This window comes from Microbacterium sp. 22303 (assembly GCF_052045265.1).
Lineage (GTDB): Bacteria > Actinomycetota > Actinomycetes > Actinomycetales > Microbacteriaceae > Microbacterium.
This window is the reverse complement of record NZ_JBQEOQ010000001.1, coordinates 570,255-583,982: the sequence shown is the minus strand read 5'-3', so window position 1 is coordinate 583,982 and position 13,728 is coordinate 570,255. Positions and strand designations below refer to the sequence as shown.

General features: G+C 70.3%; 12 protein-coding genes. 6 read left to right on the top strand and 6 right to left on the bottom strand.

The features are described 5' to 3' along the window. Nucleotides 1-18: 18 nt before the first annotated feature. Entirely contained in the window at nucleotides 19-729 is a 711-nt protein-coding gene (locus ACTJI8_RS02800; protein WP_440731879.1) for a DUF4191 domain-containing protein, read from the bottom strand. A 156-nt stretch (nucleotides 730-885) separates the two neighbouring features. Between ACTJI8_RS02800 and ACTJI8_RS02795 the strand changes: the two genes are divergently transcribed. Continuing rightward, nucleotides 886-2,463, top strand: a complete 1,578-nt coding sequence (locus ACTJI8_RS02795; RefSeq protein ID WP_440731878.1) for a hypothetical protein — start codon at nucleotides 886-888, stop codon at nucleotides 2,461-2,463. 6 nt (nucleotides 2,464-2,469) lie between these two features. On the opposite strand, the gene sucB is transcribed toward ACTJI8_RS02795, so the two are convergent. From sucB to ACTJI8_RS02780, 3 genes are all read right to left on the bottom strand, one after another. Further along, the gene (gene sucB / locus ACTJI8_RS02790) at nucleotides 2,470-4,176 is read right to left on the bottom strand and encodes a 2-oxoglutarate dehydrogenase, E2 component, dihydrolipoamide succinyltransferase (RefSeq protein ID WP_440731877.1); all 1,707 of its coding nucleotides are present in this window, start codon (nucleotides 4,174-4,176) and stop codon (nucleotides 2,470-2,472) included. A gap of 97 nt (nucleotides 4,177-4,273) precedes the next feature. Then, the gene (gene lpdA / locus ACTJI8_RS02785; protein ID WP_440731876.1) at nucleotides 4,274-5,647 is read right to left on the bottom strand and encodes a dihydrolipoyl dehydrogenase; all 1,374 of its coding nucleotides are present in this window, start codon (nucleotides 5,645-5,647) and stop codon (nucleotides 4,274-4,276) included. Further along, nucleotides 5,644-7,122 carry a leucyl aminopeptidase gene (locus ACTJI8_RS02780; protein WP_440731875.1) on the bottom strand — a complete coding sequence of 493 codons (1,479 nt, stop codon included), beginning with the start codon at nucleotides 7,120-7,122 and terminating at the stop codon, nucleotides 5,644-5,646. The genes lpdA and ACTJI8_RS02780 overlap by 4 nt, the downstream gene beginning before the upstream one ends. Before the next feature lie 111 nt (nucleotides 7,123-7,233). Here ACTJI8_RS02780 and ACTJI8_RS02775 point away from each other — a divergent pair, with 111 nt between their 5' ends. The 3 genes from ACTJI8_RS02775 to ACTJI8_RS02765 all read left to right on the top strand — a co-directional run bounded on the left by ACTJI8_RS02775 (nucleotide 7,234) and on the right by ACTJI8_RS02765 (nucleotide 10,336). Then, nucleotides 7,234-8,169 carry a proteasome assembly chaperone family protein gene (locus ACTJI8_RS02775; RefSeq protein WP_440731874.1) on the top strand — a complete coding sequence of 312 codons (936 nt, stop codon included), beginning with the start codon at nucleotides 7,234-7,236 and terminating at the stop codon, nucleotides 8,167-8,169. Between the two features lie 224 nt (nucleotides 8,170-8,393). Continuing rightward, complete coding sequence (locus ACTJI8_RS02770; RefSeq protein ID WP_440731873.1) at nucleotides 8,394-9,635, top strand: RNA polymerase sigma factor; 1,242 nt, start codon at nucleotides 8,394-8,396, stop codon at nucleotides 9,633-9,635. After that, entirely contained in the window at nucleotides 9,632-10,336 is a 705-nt protein-coding gene (locus ACTJI8_RS02765) for a coenzyme F420-0:L-glutamate ligase (RefSeq protein WP_440731872.1), read from the top strand. Before ACTJI8_RS02770 ends, ACTJI8_RS02765 begins: the two co-directional genes overlap by 4 nt. A 70-nt stretch (nucleotides 10,337-10,406) precedes the next feature. Here the strand turns inward: ACTJI8_RS02765 and ACTJI8_RS02760 are convergent, their stop codons facing one another. Next, nucleotides 10,407-11,429, bottom strand: a complete 1,023-nt coding sequence (locus ACTJI8_RS02760; protein WP_440731871.1) for a sugar-transfer associated ATP-grasp domain-containing protein — start codon at nucleotides 11,427-11,429, stop codon at nucleotides 10,407-10,409. 116 nt (nucleotides 11,430-11,545) lie between these two features. Here ACTJI8_RS02760 and ACTJI8_RS02755 point away from each other — a divergent pair, with 116 nt between their 5' ends. Together ACTJI8_RS02755 and ACTJI8_RS02750 are read left to right on the top strand one after the other, a co-directional pair. Further along, nucleotides 11,546-12,268, top strand: coding sequence for an alanine racemase (locus ACTJI8_RS02755; protein WP_440731870.1), 723 nt, complete (start codon nucleotides 11,546-11,548; stop codon nucleotides 12,266-12,268). Next, complete coding sequence (locus tag ACTJI8_RS02750; RefSeq protein WP_440731869.1) at nucleotides 12,256-13,305, top strand: alanine racemase; 1,050 nt, start codon at nucleotides 12,256-12,258, stop codon at nucleotides 13,303-13,305. Before ACTJI8_RS02755 ends, ACTJI8_RS02750 begins: the two co-directional genes overlap by 13 nt. Nucleotides 13,306-13,387: 82 nt before the next feature. Here ACTJI8_RS02750 and ACTJI8_RS02745 read toward each other — a convergent pair whose 3' ends face one another. After that, the gene (locus ACTJI8_RS02745; protein WP_440731868.1) at nucleotides 13,388-13,600 is read right to left on the bottom strand and encodes a DUF7455 domain-containing protein; all 213 of its coding nucleotides are present in this window, start codon (nucleotides 13,598-13,600) and stop codon (nucleotides 13,388-13,390) included. Nucleotides 13,601-13,728 lie beyond the last annotated feature (128 nt).

The following is a 13,728-nucleotide window of genomic DNA, read 5'->3' as shown; positions in this document are numbered from 1 at the left end:
GTCGCGTCAGGAGCAGGTTCAGCGCGGACGCGGTGCGCGCGTCTTGAGCGGGTCGATGCCCTTGGGGATCGGCAGCGAGGCGACGGACTGGGAGACCGACTCCATGCGCTTGATCACGGCGGCCATGGTCGCGTTGTCGATGGCCTTGGGCAGCTTCTTGATGGTCTTGGAGAGCTTGTCGATCGAGACCTCGTCCTCGCCGTGACCGACGTAGAACACGTTCACGGGCACGCCCTGGGCCACGCGCATCGCCTTCGTCTTCTCATCCTTGACGAGCCGGGTGAGCCGGCCGCGCGCGCCCTCGGCGACGACCACGATGCCGCCGCGACCGATCGCGCGGTAGACCGCGTCCTGCGTCTTCGGGTTCACGCCGACCGGGACCTCGGAACCCTGCCAGCTGCGGCCCAGCGAAGTGCTGAGGACATGGCCGGCCGCGCCGGGCATGCCGTCGATCTTGCGGTACATCGCGGTCGTGGACAGGCGCGTCATCAGGAACATGGCGCCCAGCACACCCAGCAGCAGGCCGGTGATGCCCCACAGTACGAGGCTCCAGATCTGGAACGGGGGGATCAGGTAGCCGACGATCAGGCCGACGAGGACGCCGACGACCAGGAGCGCGATCTGCGCCCAGGGCAGCCACGGGTAGATCTCCCGGGTGAAGCGGAAGAGCGAGCGCAGCTGCGAGAAGAAGCCGGGCTGCTTCTCCGTCGCGGAGGGACTTTTTGCCATGCCCTCCAGCCTACCGATTCTGCGAGGCCGTGACGGCCCGGATGGACACGCGGTGGGCGAACAGCATCGTCCTGCACAGAGGGCTCGCGATCCGGAATGTGCACGGATTGCGTGATGCCCCCGTTGTGAGGGATGCCGGCGCGTTGGGATGGGGGCATGACGGAACGAAGCAGAGGCATCGCCGTGGCGGGTGCGCATCGCACCGTCCGTGTGCTCGCGGAGGGGGAGGGTCCGTATGACGGCGAGCTCGTCACGTGCAGGAACGGCAAGGCTGTGCGGGTCGATGCGGCGCAGCTGCACGGCTGGGCCGGATGGGTGTTCGCCGGCGCCGAGCACGTGGCCGCGCCGCTCGATGTCGCGCTGAGGCCGGATGGGCAGGACGTGCTGCTGCCGTGGTGCGTGCGCACCGTGCGTGCGCACCTCGCGCAATCGGCGGACACCGGCGGGATCGGACACGGTGAAGCGGTGACCCTCGCGGTCAGCGTGCTGCGCGGTGTGCTCGAGCTGGAGGTCCCGCAGGACGCGCCGTCCGGCGAGCGGAGTGCAGGCGCACGTTCGAGCGCGGACGATGAGGCCGAAGGAGGCCTGGACGGCGGCTGGTGGCTGACCGATGAGGCGCGTCCACTGTTCGCGATCGGAGCGGCCGACTCGCCGGGTGCCGGGGGATCGCCGCGCGAGACCGGAGAACGGCTGCTGCGTGATCTCGAGGCGCGGATCGAGGACCGTGCGCTCCGTCGCGTGCTGACACGCCTCGCCGACGCGCTGGATGATCCGCGCCGCCTCCGCGTCGAAGCCGCGCGGTGGGAAGGCGAACTGCTCGAGATCGCCGCCCCGCGAGCGTTGCGACTGGACGTCGGCGGGGTCCCGGATCCTGACGACGGGAGCCAGAGGAGGGACACCTTGCGGACGTCGCCGCAAGGAGGCGACCGTCCTCCGCGACGGAGAGACCTGCGTACCGCCGCACGAGACGACGGGCGACGGGAGGTTGTGGCACAGCGGAATCGCCCCGCGGGGGCGAAGGGGCGCCACGCACGCGGCAGGCGCTCTTCCGCCCCCGGGCCGGTGCTGATGCTGCGGCTGCGCGATGCCCTGGAGCATGTGCGGGAACGTGCCGGGCGCGTCATGCCGTTCCGGAGAACGGCCCGGGTGCAGTCCCGGCTCCCCGCATCGCGGCCGGATCGGTCTGTCGAACGCAAGCGGTGGAGGGGGCCAGTTCTTGTCGCCGTGTCGGCGGCCGCCGTGATCGCTGTGGTCGGCGCATTGTGGCCGTCCGGCTCGGGCAGTGCTGACGCGGCCGACCGTCCGTCCACGGCGACTCCGGCCGTTCCAACGTCGACCGGACGGCCGCCCTTGCCGTCCCCGTCTCCTACGCTGCCTGACCGCGGGGGAGCGACGCCGGCCGCTCCTGTACGGCCCCGCGCCCTCGGTGCGTCGGCGCAGTCGGATCCACGGGCCGCCGGCGAAGAGCTGATCGCTGCGGGCCGGAGCTGCGAGGTGCACCCGCAGCCGGAGTGCGCGGAGGTGTGGGACGGCGGTGCGACCACATCCCGGCACCTGCGGGAGGCAGACGAACCGCCGGTGCTGATCGAGGACTACGGCGATATCGCCGCGATCAGGAACGCCTCCGAAGAGGGAGCGCAGATGGTCGTGATCATCCGCCGGGACGCCGAATGGCGGATCCGCGATGTGTACGACATCGCGAACCCGCCATCCGAGGGGACCGGAGCCCCGTGAGTGTGGTCAGGCGCCGAGCTGAGCGGCGAAGTCCGCCGCTTCCAGGCGCGCCTTCACCGACGACAGGAACCGTGCGGCGTCGGCCCCGTCGACCGTGCGGTGGTCGTACGACAGAGCGAGGTAGACGTAGGACCGCACCGCGATGGCCTGCTGGCCGTCCACCGTGATCACACCGGGGCGCTTCGCCACGATGCCGGTGCCGAGGATCGCCGACTGCGGCAGGAACACCACAGGGGTGTCGAACAGCGCGCCGCGCGAACCCGTGTTGGTCAGTGTGAAGGTGCCGCCGGCCAGCTCGTCGGGCTTCAGCTTGTTGTCGCGGGTGCGCGCCGCGAGATCGGCGATCTCCCGGGCGATCTGCGCGATGTTCTTCGATCCGGCATCGCGCAGCACGGGCGTGAGCAGGCCGCGCTCGGTGTCCACCGCGATCGAGATGTTCTCCGACGCGGGGTACACGATGTCCGTGCCGTCCACCGTGGCGTTCACGATCGGGAACTCCTGCAGAGCCTCGGCGGCAGCGAGGGCGAAGAACGGCAGGAACGAGAGCTTGTCGCCGGTCTTCTGCTGGAACGAGCCCTTGACCTCGTCGCGGTACGCGGCGAGCTTCGTGACGTCGACCTCGACCACCGTGGTCAGCTGAGCGGTCTGCTGCATGGATGCGACAGCACGCTCGGCGAGCACCTTGCGCAGACGCGACATCGGCTGGGTGGTCCCGCGCAGCGGCGAGATCTCACGGGCCTTCGCCGGTGCGGCGGCTGCAGCGGGTGCCGCAGCCGGGGTCGCGGAGGCATTCAGCACATCCTCCTTGCGGATGCGTCCGCCCACGCCGGTGCCGGTGATCGACGCCAGGTCGACGCCCTTCTCGGCGGCGAGACGGCGCACGAGCGGCGTCACGTACACCGAGTCGGAGCCGGCGTCGGTGGCAGCCGGAGCTGCCGGTGCCGGCGTCGCGGCGCTCGGTGCGGATGCAGCGGCGGGTGCGGGAGCAGCGGCGGGTGCAGCGGGGGCAGGTGCCGGCGCAGCTGCGGGAGCGGCGGGGGCAGGTGCCGGTGCAGCGGCTGCGGGAGCCGGGGCCGGCTCGGCTGCCGGTGCGGCAGCAGCCGGAGCGCCGCTGCCGATGCGAGCGAGCACCGCGCCGACGGCGATGGTCTCGTCCTCGGCGGCCAGGATCTCCTGCAGCGTGCCGGCGACGGGCGAGGGGATCTCGGTGTCGACCTTGTCGGTCGAGATCTCCAGCAGCGGCTCGTCCACGGCCACGTCATCGCCGACCTGCTTCAGCCAGCGGGTCACGGTGCCCTCGGTGACGCTCTCGCCCAGTTCGGGGAGGCGCACGTCGGTGGCGTCCGAAGACGCGGCGGGAGCGGCAGCCGGAGCGGCAGGTGCGGGCTCGGCGGCAGGTGCGGGCGCCTCGGCAGCCGGCGCTTCGGCGGCGGGAGCGGCCTCGGCAGCGGGGGCGGCGGGAGCCGATGCGCCCGAGCCGTCACCGATACGGGCGAGGATCGCACCGATCTCGACGGTGTCGTCCTCGGCGACGAGGATCTCCTCGATCACGCCGCTGACCGGCGAGGGGATCTCGGTGTCGACCTTGTCGGTCGAGATCTCGAGCAGGCCCTCGTCGGCCTGGACGGTGTCGCCCACCTGCTTGAGCCAACGGGTCACAGTGCCCTCGGTGACGCTTTCGCCGAGGGCGGGAAGGACCACGGGTGTGCTCATGACGGAGTCTCCTTAAGGAAGTTCGTGATGGTGTTCAGCTTAGTGGGCAACAGGGCGTTCAGCCCAGCCTTGAATTCCACGATGCGCAAGAAATCTTTCACAATGCGTGAAGTGGCTTGCCGGCGAGGGCGAGGAACGCCTCGCCGAGAGCCTCGCTCTGCGTCGGGTGGGCGTGGATCAGCGGGGCGATGTCCTCGGGGTGCGCATCCCAGCTCACCGCGAGTTGCCCCTCGGTGATGAGTTCTCCGACACGGTCGCCCAGCAGATGAACGCCCAGGATGGGGCCGTCCTTCTGGCGCACGACCTTGACGAGCCCGGCCGTGCCGATGATCTCGCTCTTGCCGTTGCCGGCGAGGTTGTACTCGTAGGCGACGACCCCATCGGCGCCCAGCGCCTCGATCGCTGCGGCCTCGGTCACCCCGACCGAGGCGACCTCCGGGCTGCAGTACGTGACGCGGGGGATCTGCGCATCCGGGATCACTGCAGGGCTCAGCCCCGCGATGCGCTCGGCGACGGCGATGCCCTGCAGGAACCCGCGGTGCGCGAGCTGAAGCCCTGGCACGATGTCGCCGACCGCCCAGACGTGGTCGACGTTCGTGCGCAGCTCGGGGTCAGTGAGCACGAAACCACGGTCCATGTCGACGCCGGCCTCCTCGAAGCCGAGGCCCGCCGTGGCCGGGCCCCGGCCGACGGCCACGAGCAGGTAGTCGGCCTCGTAGGCGGTGCCGTTCTCCAGAGTCACGGTGACGGCGTGCTCGGTCTGGGCGGCGCTCGCGAACCGCACGCCCAGCGAGTAGGTGATGCCCCGCCGGCGGAACGCGCGCTCGAGCCCCTTGCTCAGCGCGATGTCCTCGTTGGGGGCGAGGTGGTCGAGCGCCTCGACGATCGTGACCTCGGCGCCGAAGGAGCGCCAGACGCTCGCGAACTCGACGCCGATCACACCGCCGCCGAGGATGATGACGCGCTGAGGCACCTCTTCGAGTGCGAGCGCCTGCTCGCTGGTGAGGATCCGTCCGCCGATCTCCAGGCCGGGCAGCGAGCGGCTGTACGACCCGGTCGCGAGGATCACATCGGATCCGGTGTACACGTCGTCCCCGACCGCGATGGTCCGGTCCGGACGCAGAACGCCCTCGCCGCCGACGACGGTGATGCCGCGCGCCTTGATGAGGCCCTCGAGGCCCTTGTACTTCTTGGCGACGATCCCCTCCCGATAGGAGCGGACACCGGCCGGGTCGATCCCGTCGAAGGAAGCGCCGACGCCGTACTTCGCGGCATCGCGGACGTTCTCGGCGATCTCCGCCGAGTGCAGCAGCGCCTTGGTGGGAATGCATCCGCGGTGCAGGCAGGTGCCGCCGACCTTGTCCTTCTCGATCAGCGCGACGGACTTGCCCAGTTCGGCGGCGCGGAGCGCCGCGGCGTATCCGCCGCTGCCGCCGCCGAGGATCACGATGTCGAAGGCGTGAGCGGTCATGCGTGTACTCCGTTCGCGCGGGCCTCGGCGAAGGCGATCAGCGTGCGCACGATCGCGCCTGTGGCGCCCTTGTCGGTGAAGCCGTACGGGGCGCCCTTGTGCTCGGACGATCCGGCGATGTCGAGGTGCGCCCAGGGGATGCGCGGTGCGTCGGCCTCGTCGGAGGTGCGTCCGACCATGCGGCGCAGGAACAGGCCTGCGAAGAGGGCGCCGCCGGCAGGGTCGCCGATCTTGGCGTTCACCAGGTCGGCGATCGGCGACTTCAGCTCGTCCTCCATGTGCTCGGGAAGCGGCATGTGCCAGGCGGCCTCACCGGTCGAGGCCGCCGCGGTCAGCACCTCCTGCACGGTGTCGTCGTCACCGAAGACGCCGGTGTGGCGCATCCCGAGGGCGACGATGATGGCGCCGGTGAGAGTCGCGACGTCGAGGATCACATCGGGGTGCTCACGGCTCGCCGCGACGAGCCCGTCCGCGAGGACGAGACGCCCCTCCGCATCGGTGTTGAGCACCTCCACGGTCTGCCCGTCGGCGAAGCGCAGCACGTCGCCCGGGCGGATCGCCGAGCCGGACGGCATGTTGTCCGCGATGCACATCCAGGCGGTCACGCGGACGGGCAGGCCGAGAGCCGCGACGGCCTTGGTCGCGGCGAGGATGCTGGCCGCACCCGCCATGTCCGTCTTCATGCCGACCATGCTCGCCGGCGGCTTGAGCGACAGGCCTCCGGTGTCGAAGGTGATGCCCTTGCCCACGAGGGCGATGTGGCTGACCGCATCGGCGGGGGAGTAGTCGAGGCGCACGAGGCGCGGCGGGCGGTCGGATCCCTGACCGACACCGAGGATGCCTCCGAAGCCCCCGGCGGCGAGAGCGGCCTCGTCGAGCACCTCGACGGCGACGTCGAGTCCGGAGAGCTCGTCGACGGCACGCGCCGCCAGATCTGCCGGCCCCAGCCATTCGGCCGGGGTGGTGACCAGATCGCGGGTCAGCGCGACAGCGCCGGCGAGCGCCGTCGCGTGCGCGACGTCGTCGGGGGAGAGGTCGGCATGCAGCACGACCGTCCCGGCGCGCTTCGGCTGTTCGCCGGAGCGGTAGTCGTCGAAGCGGTAGGCGCCGAGCAGCGCGCCTTCGGCCGCAGCCGTCGCGAACTCGGCCACGGCGTCGCCGAGCAGCACCAAGACGCGCTCGAACCCGGTGAGTGTGCGCAGCGCGGCACCGACGGCCTCGCGCACGGCATCCGCATCCGGCGCGGATCCTGCGCTCACGACGGCGACCGGGACGTCCGCGACCTCGGGAGCGGGGATGCGCGCGTACGCGCCCGCCTTCCCGGTGAAGCCGACCGCGGTCAGCGCGGCGTGGGCGGTGGAGAAGGGGGACAGGTCTTCCGGGGTGTCCGTGAGACCGGCGACGACGAGCACGACCGCATCAGCGTTCGCGTCCGCCGGAGCGCCTGTGTGCAGCTCGAGCGCAGGTGACGTCATGGGTTCCATCCTAGGTTCGGCGCCGTGCACGAAGAGAGGATGGCCCCGCCCGCGTGTTCGCTGTCAGCGCTCAGCGGATCCGCGGGGCGGGGCGACTCGTAGCATGGAGGCATGCCCATCTCCGGAGAGATCCACGAACGCGTCGCCTACCCCGGCGGCGTGCCGTCCGGCCTGCCGCTCGTCATCCTGCTGACCGGCTTCACGGACGCGGGATCCGCGGTGTCGGGGCTCATCGATCACCTTTCTGAGACGACGGATCCGCAGCCGGTGCTGGTCTTCGACAACGACATGCTGCTGGACTACCGTGCGCGCCGCCCGGTGCTCACCTTCGATCAGGACCACATCGCGGAGCTGAAGCCCGCGCGGCTCGAGCTGTCCTTGGCGCACGACGCGCTGGGGCGGCCGTTCCTGCTTCTCGCCGGCTACGAACCCGACTTCGCGTGGAACGCGTTCGCCGATGTGGTCCTCGACTTCGCCGCGGAGTACGAGGTATCCACCGTCACGTGGGTCCACTCCATCGCGATGCCGGTTCCGCACACCCGGCCGATCGGCGTCACCGCGAGCGGCAACCGGGCCGAGCTCACGGCGGCGCATTCGGTGTGGCGCCCGCGCACGCAGGTGCCCGGCACGGCGGGCCATCTGCTGGAGTACCGCTTCGTGCAGGCGGAGCGCAGTGTCGCGAGCTTCGTCCTGCTCGTGCCGCACTATCTCGCCGACACCGAGTACCCGGATGCCGTTCTCACCGCCGCCGAGAAGGTCATGGCGGCCACGGGTCTGGTGCTGCTCACGGATGCGCTGCGGGAGAAGCGCGCGGAGTATCTCGAGCGGGTCGACGAGCAGGTGCGTGACAACGAGGAGCTCGGTCAGATGGTGCAGACCCTTGAGCACCGGTATGACGCCTACATGTCCGGGCTGGAGTTGGAGGACGAGGCGCCTGCGCGTTTCGACGAGGGATCACTCCCCAGCGCCGATGAGCTCGCCGCGGAGCTGGAGCGATTCCTGGCTACCCGGCCCGGTGGCGACGAGGACAAGAACGGCCGGATCTGAGCGATTCCGGGAGTGTCCCGGGAGGATTCAGGCGGAATGCGGGATCCGGTGTCTGCGCCCGCAGAGTGTGCGATACTTATCTGACGACCCGTTGTCAATACCCTCTCCGCAAGGTCGGGGACTTGACAAGGGTCTTACTAGTGCCCGCAAGGGCACGGGCTGTCAAGGCCCACAGGCCAAGAACCACAGGGCGCCTGCGCTAGCGCTCCGTTGAAAGGCGAGACGTGACGACTGCCACGAAGAAGAACACCCGGACCAAGAGCGACCAGGCCGAGCCCGAGGAGGTCGCGGCCGAGGCCGTCGACGTCGCGGCGACCGCCGCGCCGAAGAGGGCGGCGGCGAAGAAGCCGGCGGCCAAGAAGACGTCCAGGGCGAAGAGCAAGGACGAGGCGGAGAGCGAGACCGCTCCGGAGGAAGCCCCCGCGGACGATGAGGGCGACGAGGAGGAGGGCGGCAAGCCCGCCTTCACCGAGCCGCTGCCCACGGGTGCGATCCGGATCAGCTCCACCGACGAGGACGACGTCCCCGTCTACTCGACGCAGATCACCGGCGCCACCGCCGACCCGGTCAAGGACTACCTGAAGCAGATCGGAAAGGTCGCGCTGCTGAACGCGGCCGAAGAGGTCGAGCTCGCGATGCGGATCGAGGCCGGCCTGTTCGCCGAGGAGAAGCTCTCGGCGATGTCGGCGGCCGAGAAGACCGGCCAGCTCGGACTCGACCTGCAGTGGGTCGCCCGCGACGGTCAGCGCGCCAAGAGCCACCTGCTCGGCGCCAACCTGCGACTCGTGGTCTCGCTCGCGAAGCGGTACACGGGCCGTGGAATGCAGTTCCTGGACCTCATCCAGGAGGGCAACCTCGGTCTCATCCGCGCGGTCGAGAAGTTCGACTACACCAAGGGCTTCAAGTTCTCGACCTACGCGACGTGGTGGATCCGTCAGGCCATCACCCGCGCCATGGCCGACCAGGCCCGCACCATCCGCATCCCCGTGCACATGGTCGAGGTCATCAACAAGCTCGCCCGCGTGCAGCGGCAGATGCTGCAGGACCTGGGCCGCGAACCCACGCCCGAGGAGCTGAGCCGCGAGCTCGACATGACCCCCGAGAAGGTCATCGAGGTGCAGAAGTACGGCCGCGAGCCGATCTCCCTGCACACCCCGCTCGGCGAGGACGGCGACAGCGAGTTCGGCGACCTCATCGAGGACACCGAGGCCGTGGTCCCCGCGGACGCGGTCGGCTTCACGATGCTGCAGCGTCAGCTCGAGCAGCTGCTCGATTCGCTGTCCGAGCGCGAGGCCGGCGTGATCCGGATGCGCTTCGGCCTCGGCGACGGCCAGCCCAAGACGCTCGACCAGATCGGCGACACGTTCGGCGTGACCCGCGAGCGGATCCGTCAGATCGAGTCCAAGACGATGGCTAAGCTGCGTCACCCGAGCCGTTCGCAGTCGCTGCGGGACTACCTCGAGTGAGCGCGGAGCCGAAGCCCAACGACGGCAAGAACCTCGAGATCTCGGTCGATGGCGCCCGCTGGCTGCGGATTCCGATCCGCACCAAAGTGGTGATGCCCGGCGACGTGCTCGCCGACATCGTCACCGAGTACGCCGCGGGTGAGGTGCAGAAGGGCGACCTTCTGTTCATCACCGAGAAGATCGTCGGCATCACTCAGGGCCGGTCGTTCCTGCTCGAGGAGATTCAGCCGCGCAGGCTCGCGTTCTTCCTGTCGAAGTACGTGACGCGCACGCCCTACGGCATCGGCCTCGGCATGCCCGAGACCATGGAGATGGCGCTGCGGGAGTGCGGCACGCCTCGGATCCTGTTCGCGGCGGCGGTGTCGGCCGTGACCAAGGCGTTCGGCCGCCGCGGCGACTTCTACCGGATCGCCGGCGAGAAGGCCCGCGCGATCGACGGACCGACGGAGGGCACCATGCCGCCGTACGACCGCTCGGTCGTGCTGGGGCCGGCGCGCCCGCGCGAGGTGGCGCACGAGATGCAGCGGCTGATCGGCGGGGTGTGCGATGTGGCCGTGGTCGACATCAACGACCTCGGCGGCAACATCCTCGGCTCCACGCTCGAGAAGGGCGCCGAGAAGCGCCTCGTCGCGATCCTCAAGGACAATCCGCTCGGCCAGGGCACCGAATCGACGCCGATGGGCATCATCCGCCCGGCCTGACCACCCGGATCCACGAGGAAGGCCGCCCCGTCATGATGACGGGGCGGCCTTCTTCGCGTGAACGGCGCGCTCAGAACTTGATGGCGGCCTGGTAGCGCGGCTTGTGGCCGGTGCGGATGCCAGAGACGCTCGGCTTGTTCTCGTACACGCCGGCGCCCCAGTTGCCCTCCACGAGCACGGGGCCGTCGGGGCCGACCACGATGTCCCAGCCGACGTACTGCACCTGGGGCACCACGCGCGCGACCTGGTCGATGAACGCCTTGACCTCGTCGATCATCGGCAGCTGGAAGTCGGCGATGCGGAAGCCGGAGTCGGGGTGCAGCTCGTGCACGTGCCCGTGCGAGTCGTAGCCGGCGCTGACGGCGTGGCCGTCGTCGTCGAGCATCGTGTAGAAGCCGCCGAAGGACATCTGGTCGCTGACCTCGCCGCGGCCGAACTTCTGCGCCATCGCGAGGATGTGCGTCTTCTCCCCGTCGAAGAACGCGGTCACGCGCGTGGTGTTGACGGTGCCGGGGCAGACGGCCGCGAGGTCGGGGTGCTGTCGGATGACCTCCTCGACGAGCAGACGGCCCTTGCCGAGCAGGTCGGCGTGGAACGCGTCCCAGTCGGTGATGTCTGCGGCGTGGTAACGGAACACGCCGGATCCTGCCTGGCCCATCGGCGTCTTCACGATGACGGTGCCCTGACGCTGCACGAAGTCGCGCAGCTCGTCGGCGTTGCCCGGCTTGACGACCATCCATTCGCGACGGAGGAAGTCGGAGAACTTCTCGTCGAACTCGATCTTGTCGTGGAACAGGTGCCGGTAGTCGGGGTGGGCGTAGCGCTCCGAGATCTGGTTCGACACAGGGTGCGTCATGTAGGTGGCGCGCTCGGCCCTGTTCAGGATCGCGAAGTCGTAGTCGATGTAGTCCTGGAAGCCGACATTGTGCCGGCCGGCCGACCACAGCATGTCCACCACGACGGCGGGGACGGCCTTGCCGTGCTGCGCGGACGCCTCCTTGGCGCGCTCGATCACCGAGCCGACGTTGATGCGACGGGCGCGCTCGGCGAGGTAGCCGAGACGGGACTTGAGGCCGAGGCCGTTCGAGGGCATGCGTACTCCGGGGAGATCGGGCGGGGACCGGTCCATTCTAGGTGGCCCGCCTCCGAGAACCCCCGGGCGCCGGCGTCGGGCGGACCCGGCCGGATCCGCCTGGGTAGGCTGGAACGGTGAACGAGCCGCTCCCCGACACGCTTGCGCAGAGTGCGATGCTGCGTTCCGTGATCTCGCGATCCGCGCTCGAGGACGGGGCGGCTGCAGCCGTCGCCGCCGGGGGAGCGGGCGTCGCCGATCTTCGCCGGGATGCCTGGGGGCATGGCCTCCTCGAGGTGGCCCGGGTCGTCACCGCAGCCGGTGCGCGGGCCGTGCGTGTGGACGATGCGGACGACGTCGCGCTGCTGCGTGCGGAAGCCATCGACGCGACCTGCACGGAGGCACCCGAGCTGGATCCGCGCCTGCTGTACGGCCTGCCGGATGCGACCGGTGCGCTGCCGGGCCGGCCGGTGATGCGGGTGGCGGGGCGGGTGCTCTCGACCAAGGACATCGCGGCCGGAGGGGGCGTCTCCTACGGCTACATCCATCGCGCTCCGGAGGACTCTCGTCTGGCACTCGTCACCGGTGGCTACGCGCAGGGGGTCGTGCGTGCGCTCGGCAGCAGGGCCGCGGTCGAGATCGACGGCGTGGTGCACCCGATCGTCGGCCGGATCGCGATGGACGTCTGCGTCGTGGACATCGGCGAGGCCGACGTCGCCGTGGGCGCCGAGGTGACGTACTTCGGCGGATCCGGCCCGATGTCGGCCGGGGTCGCGGACTGGGCGCGGATCACCGGCATGGGCGTCGATGAGCTGGTGGCGGTCGTCGGGCAGCGGACGGAGCGCGCATGGGAGGCATGACCGGGCCCGTGCTGCGGGTGGACCAGGGCGTGCTGCGGGCGAACATCGCGGCGGTGACCGCGCGCGTCGCCCCCTCCACCCTGATGATGGTCCTCAAGGACGACGGATACGGTCTCGGCGCCGTCTGGGCGGCCAGAGCCGCGGCGGACGCAGGCGTCGGATGGTTCGGAACCTACGACATCCCCACCGCGATCCGGCTGCGTGGCGAGATCGGTGCGGCGCCCCGATTGTTCGCCTGGGCGACCTCCGCGGATGCGGAGATCGATGCGGCGCTGCGAGCCGACGTGGACCTCGGCGTGGGAACGCTCGAGTATCTGCGCCGGGTGATCGCGCGGGCAGCGGTACTCGGTGCCGTCGCGCGCATCCATCTCAAGGTCGACACCGGGCTGCACCGCAACGGACTGTCGGCCGTGGAGTGGGACGAGGGCGTCGCTGCGGCATTGCGCGCGCAGAAGGATGGGCACGTGCTGCTCGTAGGTGCGTGGAGCCACCTCGCCGAGGCGAGCGATGACGAGGATGACGCCGCGCAGGAGCTCTTCCTCGCGGCCGTGCGACGTGCCGGCGAGCTCGGCGCAGAACTGCCGTACCGGCACCTCACGGCGTCCGCTGCCACCTGGGCTCGTCCCGAGCTGCGCGGCACGCTCGTGCGTGTGGGCGCCTTCTGCTTCGGCGTGCGCTCCGCCGACGGACCCGACCTGCCCGGGATCGCCCCCGCGGGCGAGCTCGTCGCACCGGTGCTGCAGGTCGAGGGCGACGAGGTCATCGTCGGGGTCGGATCCTTCGACGGGCTGCCGAGCATCCTCGCCGGGCGCGTGCAGGTGGGCACTCCCGCCGGAGCTCGCGCGCTCCTTGCCGTCGGCGCGGACACGGTGCGTGTGGCCGGCTGGGACGACGCCGCCGTCGGCGACGAGGTGGTGCTGTTCGGCCGTGGCGCCCATGGGGACTGCACGCCGACGACCCTCGCGGAGGCGATCGGCACTGTGGGCGAGGAGATCCTGTGCCGGCTCACCGCGCACGTGCGGCGCGAAGCGCGCTGAGTTCCCGTTCTCGGAGTCGCCCGCCGCAGAAAGCAAAGCGCCCGATGTCCGAGGACACCGGGCGCTTCTGTCTATGGGCGGGTCAGCCTTCGAGCAGACGCGACGTCTCGTCGTGCCAGCTCGTGGCCACCGCGCGGAGCTTCTCCTCGTACTTGCGTCCGTGGTGGGCGCAGAACAGAAGCTCGCTGCCGTTGACCTCGGCGGCGATGTAGGCCTGGGCTCCGCAGGAGTCGCATCGGTCCATCGCCGTGAGGCGGGGGATGACTGTGCTATCCCGTTCGGTCGTCGCGTTCATCTCGATGCCTCCTCGTTGTTCGGGTCCGCTGTGTGGAGTGTGCTCAATACAACCACGCAGAGCTGAGAGTCATGCCCGCGAGACGGCGTGTTTCGCTCACCGCGTACGCGCCCGGTGACGAGCGGGTG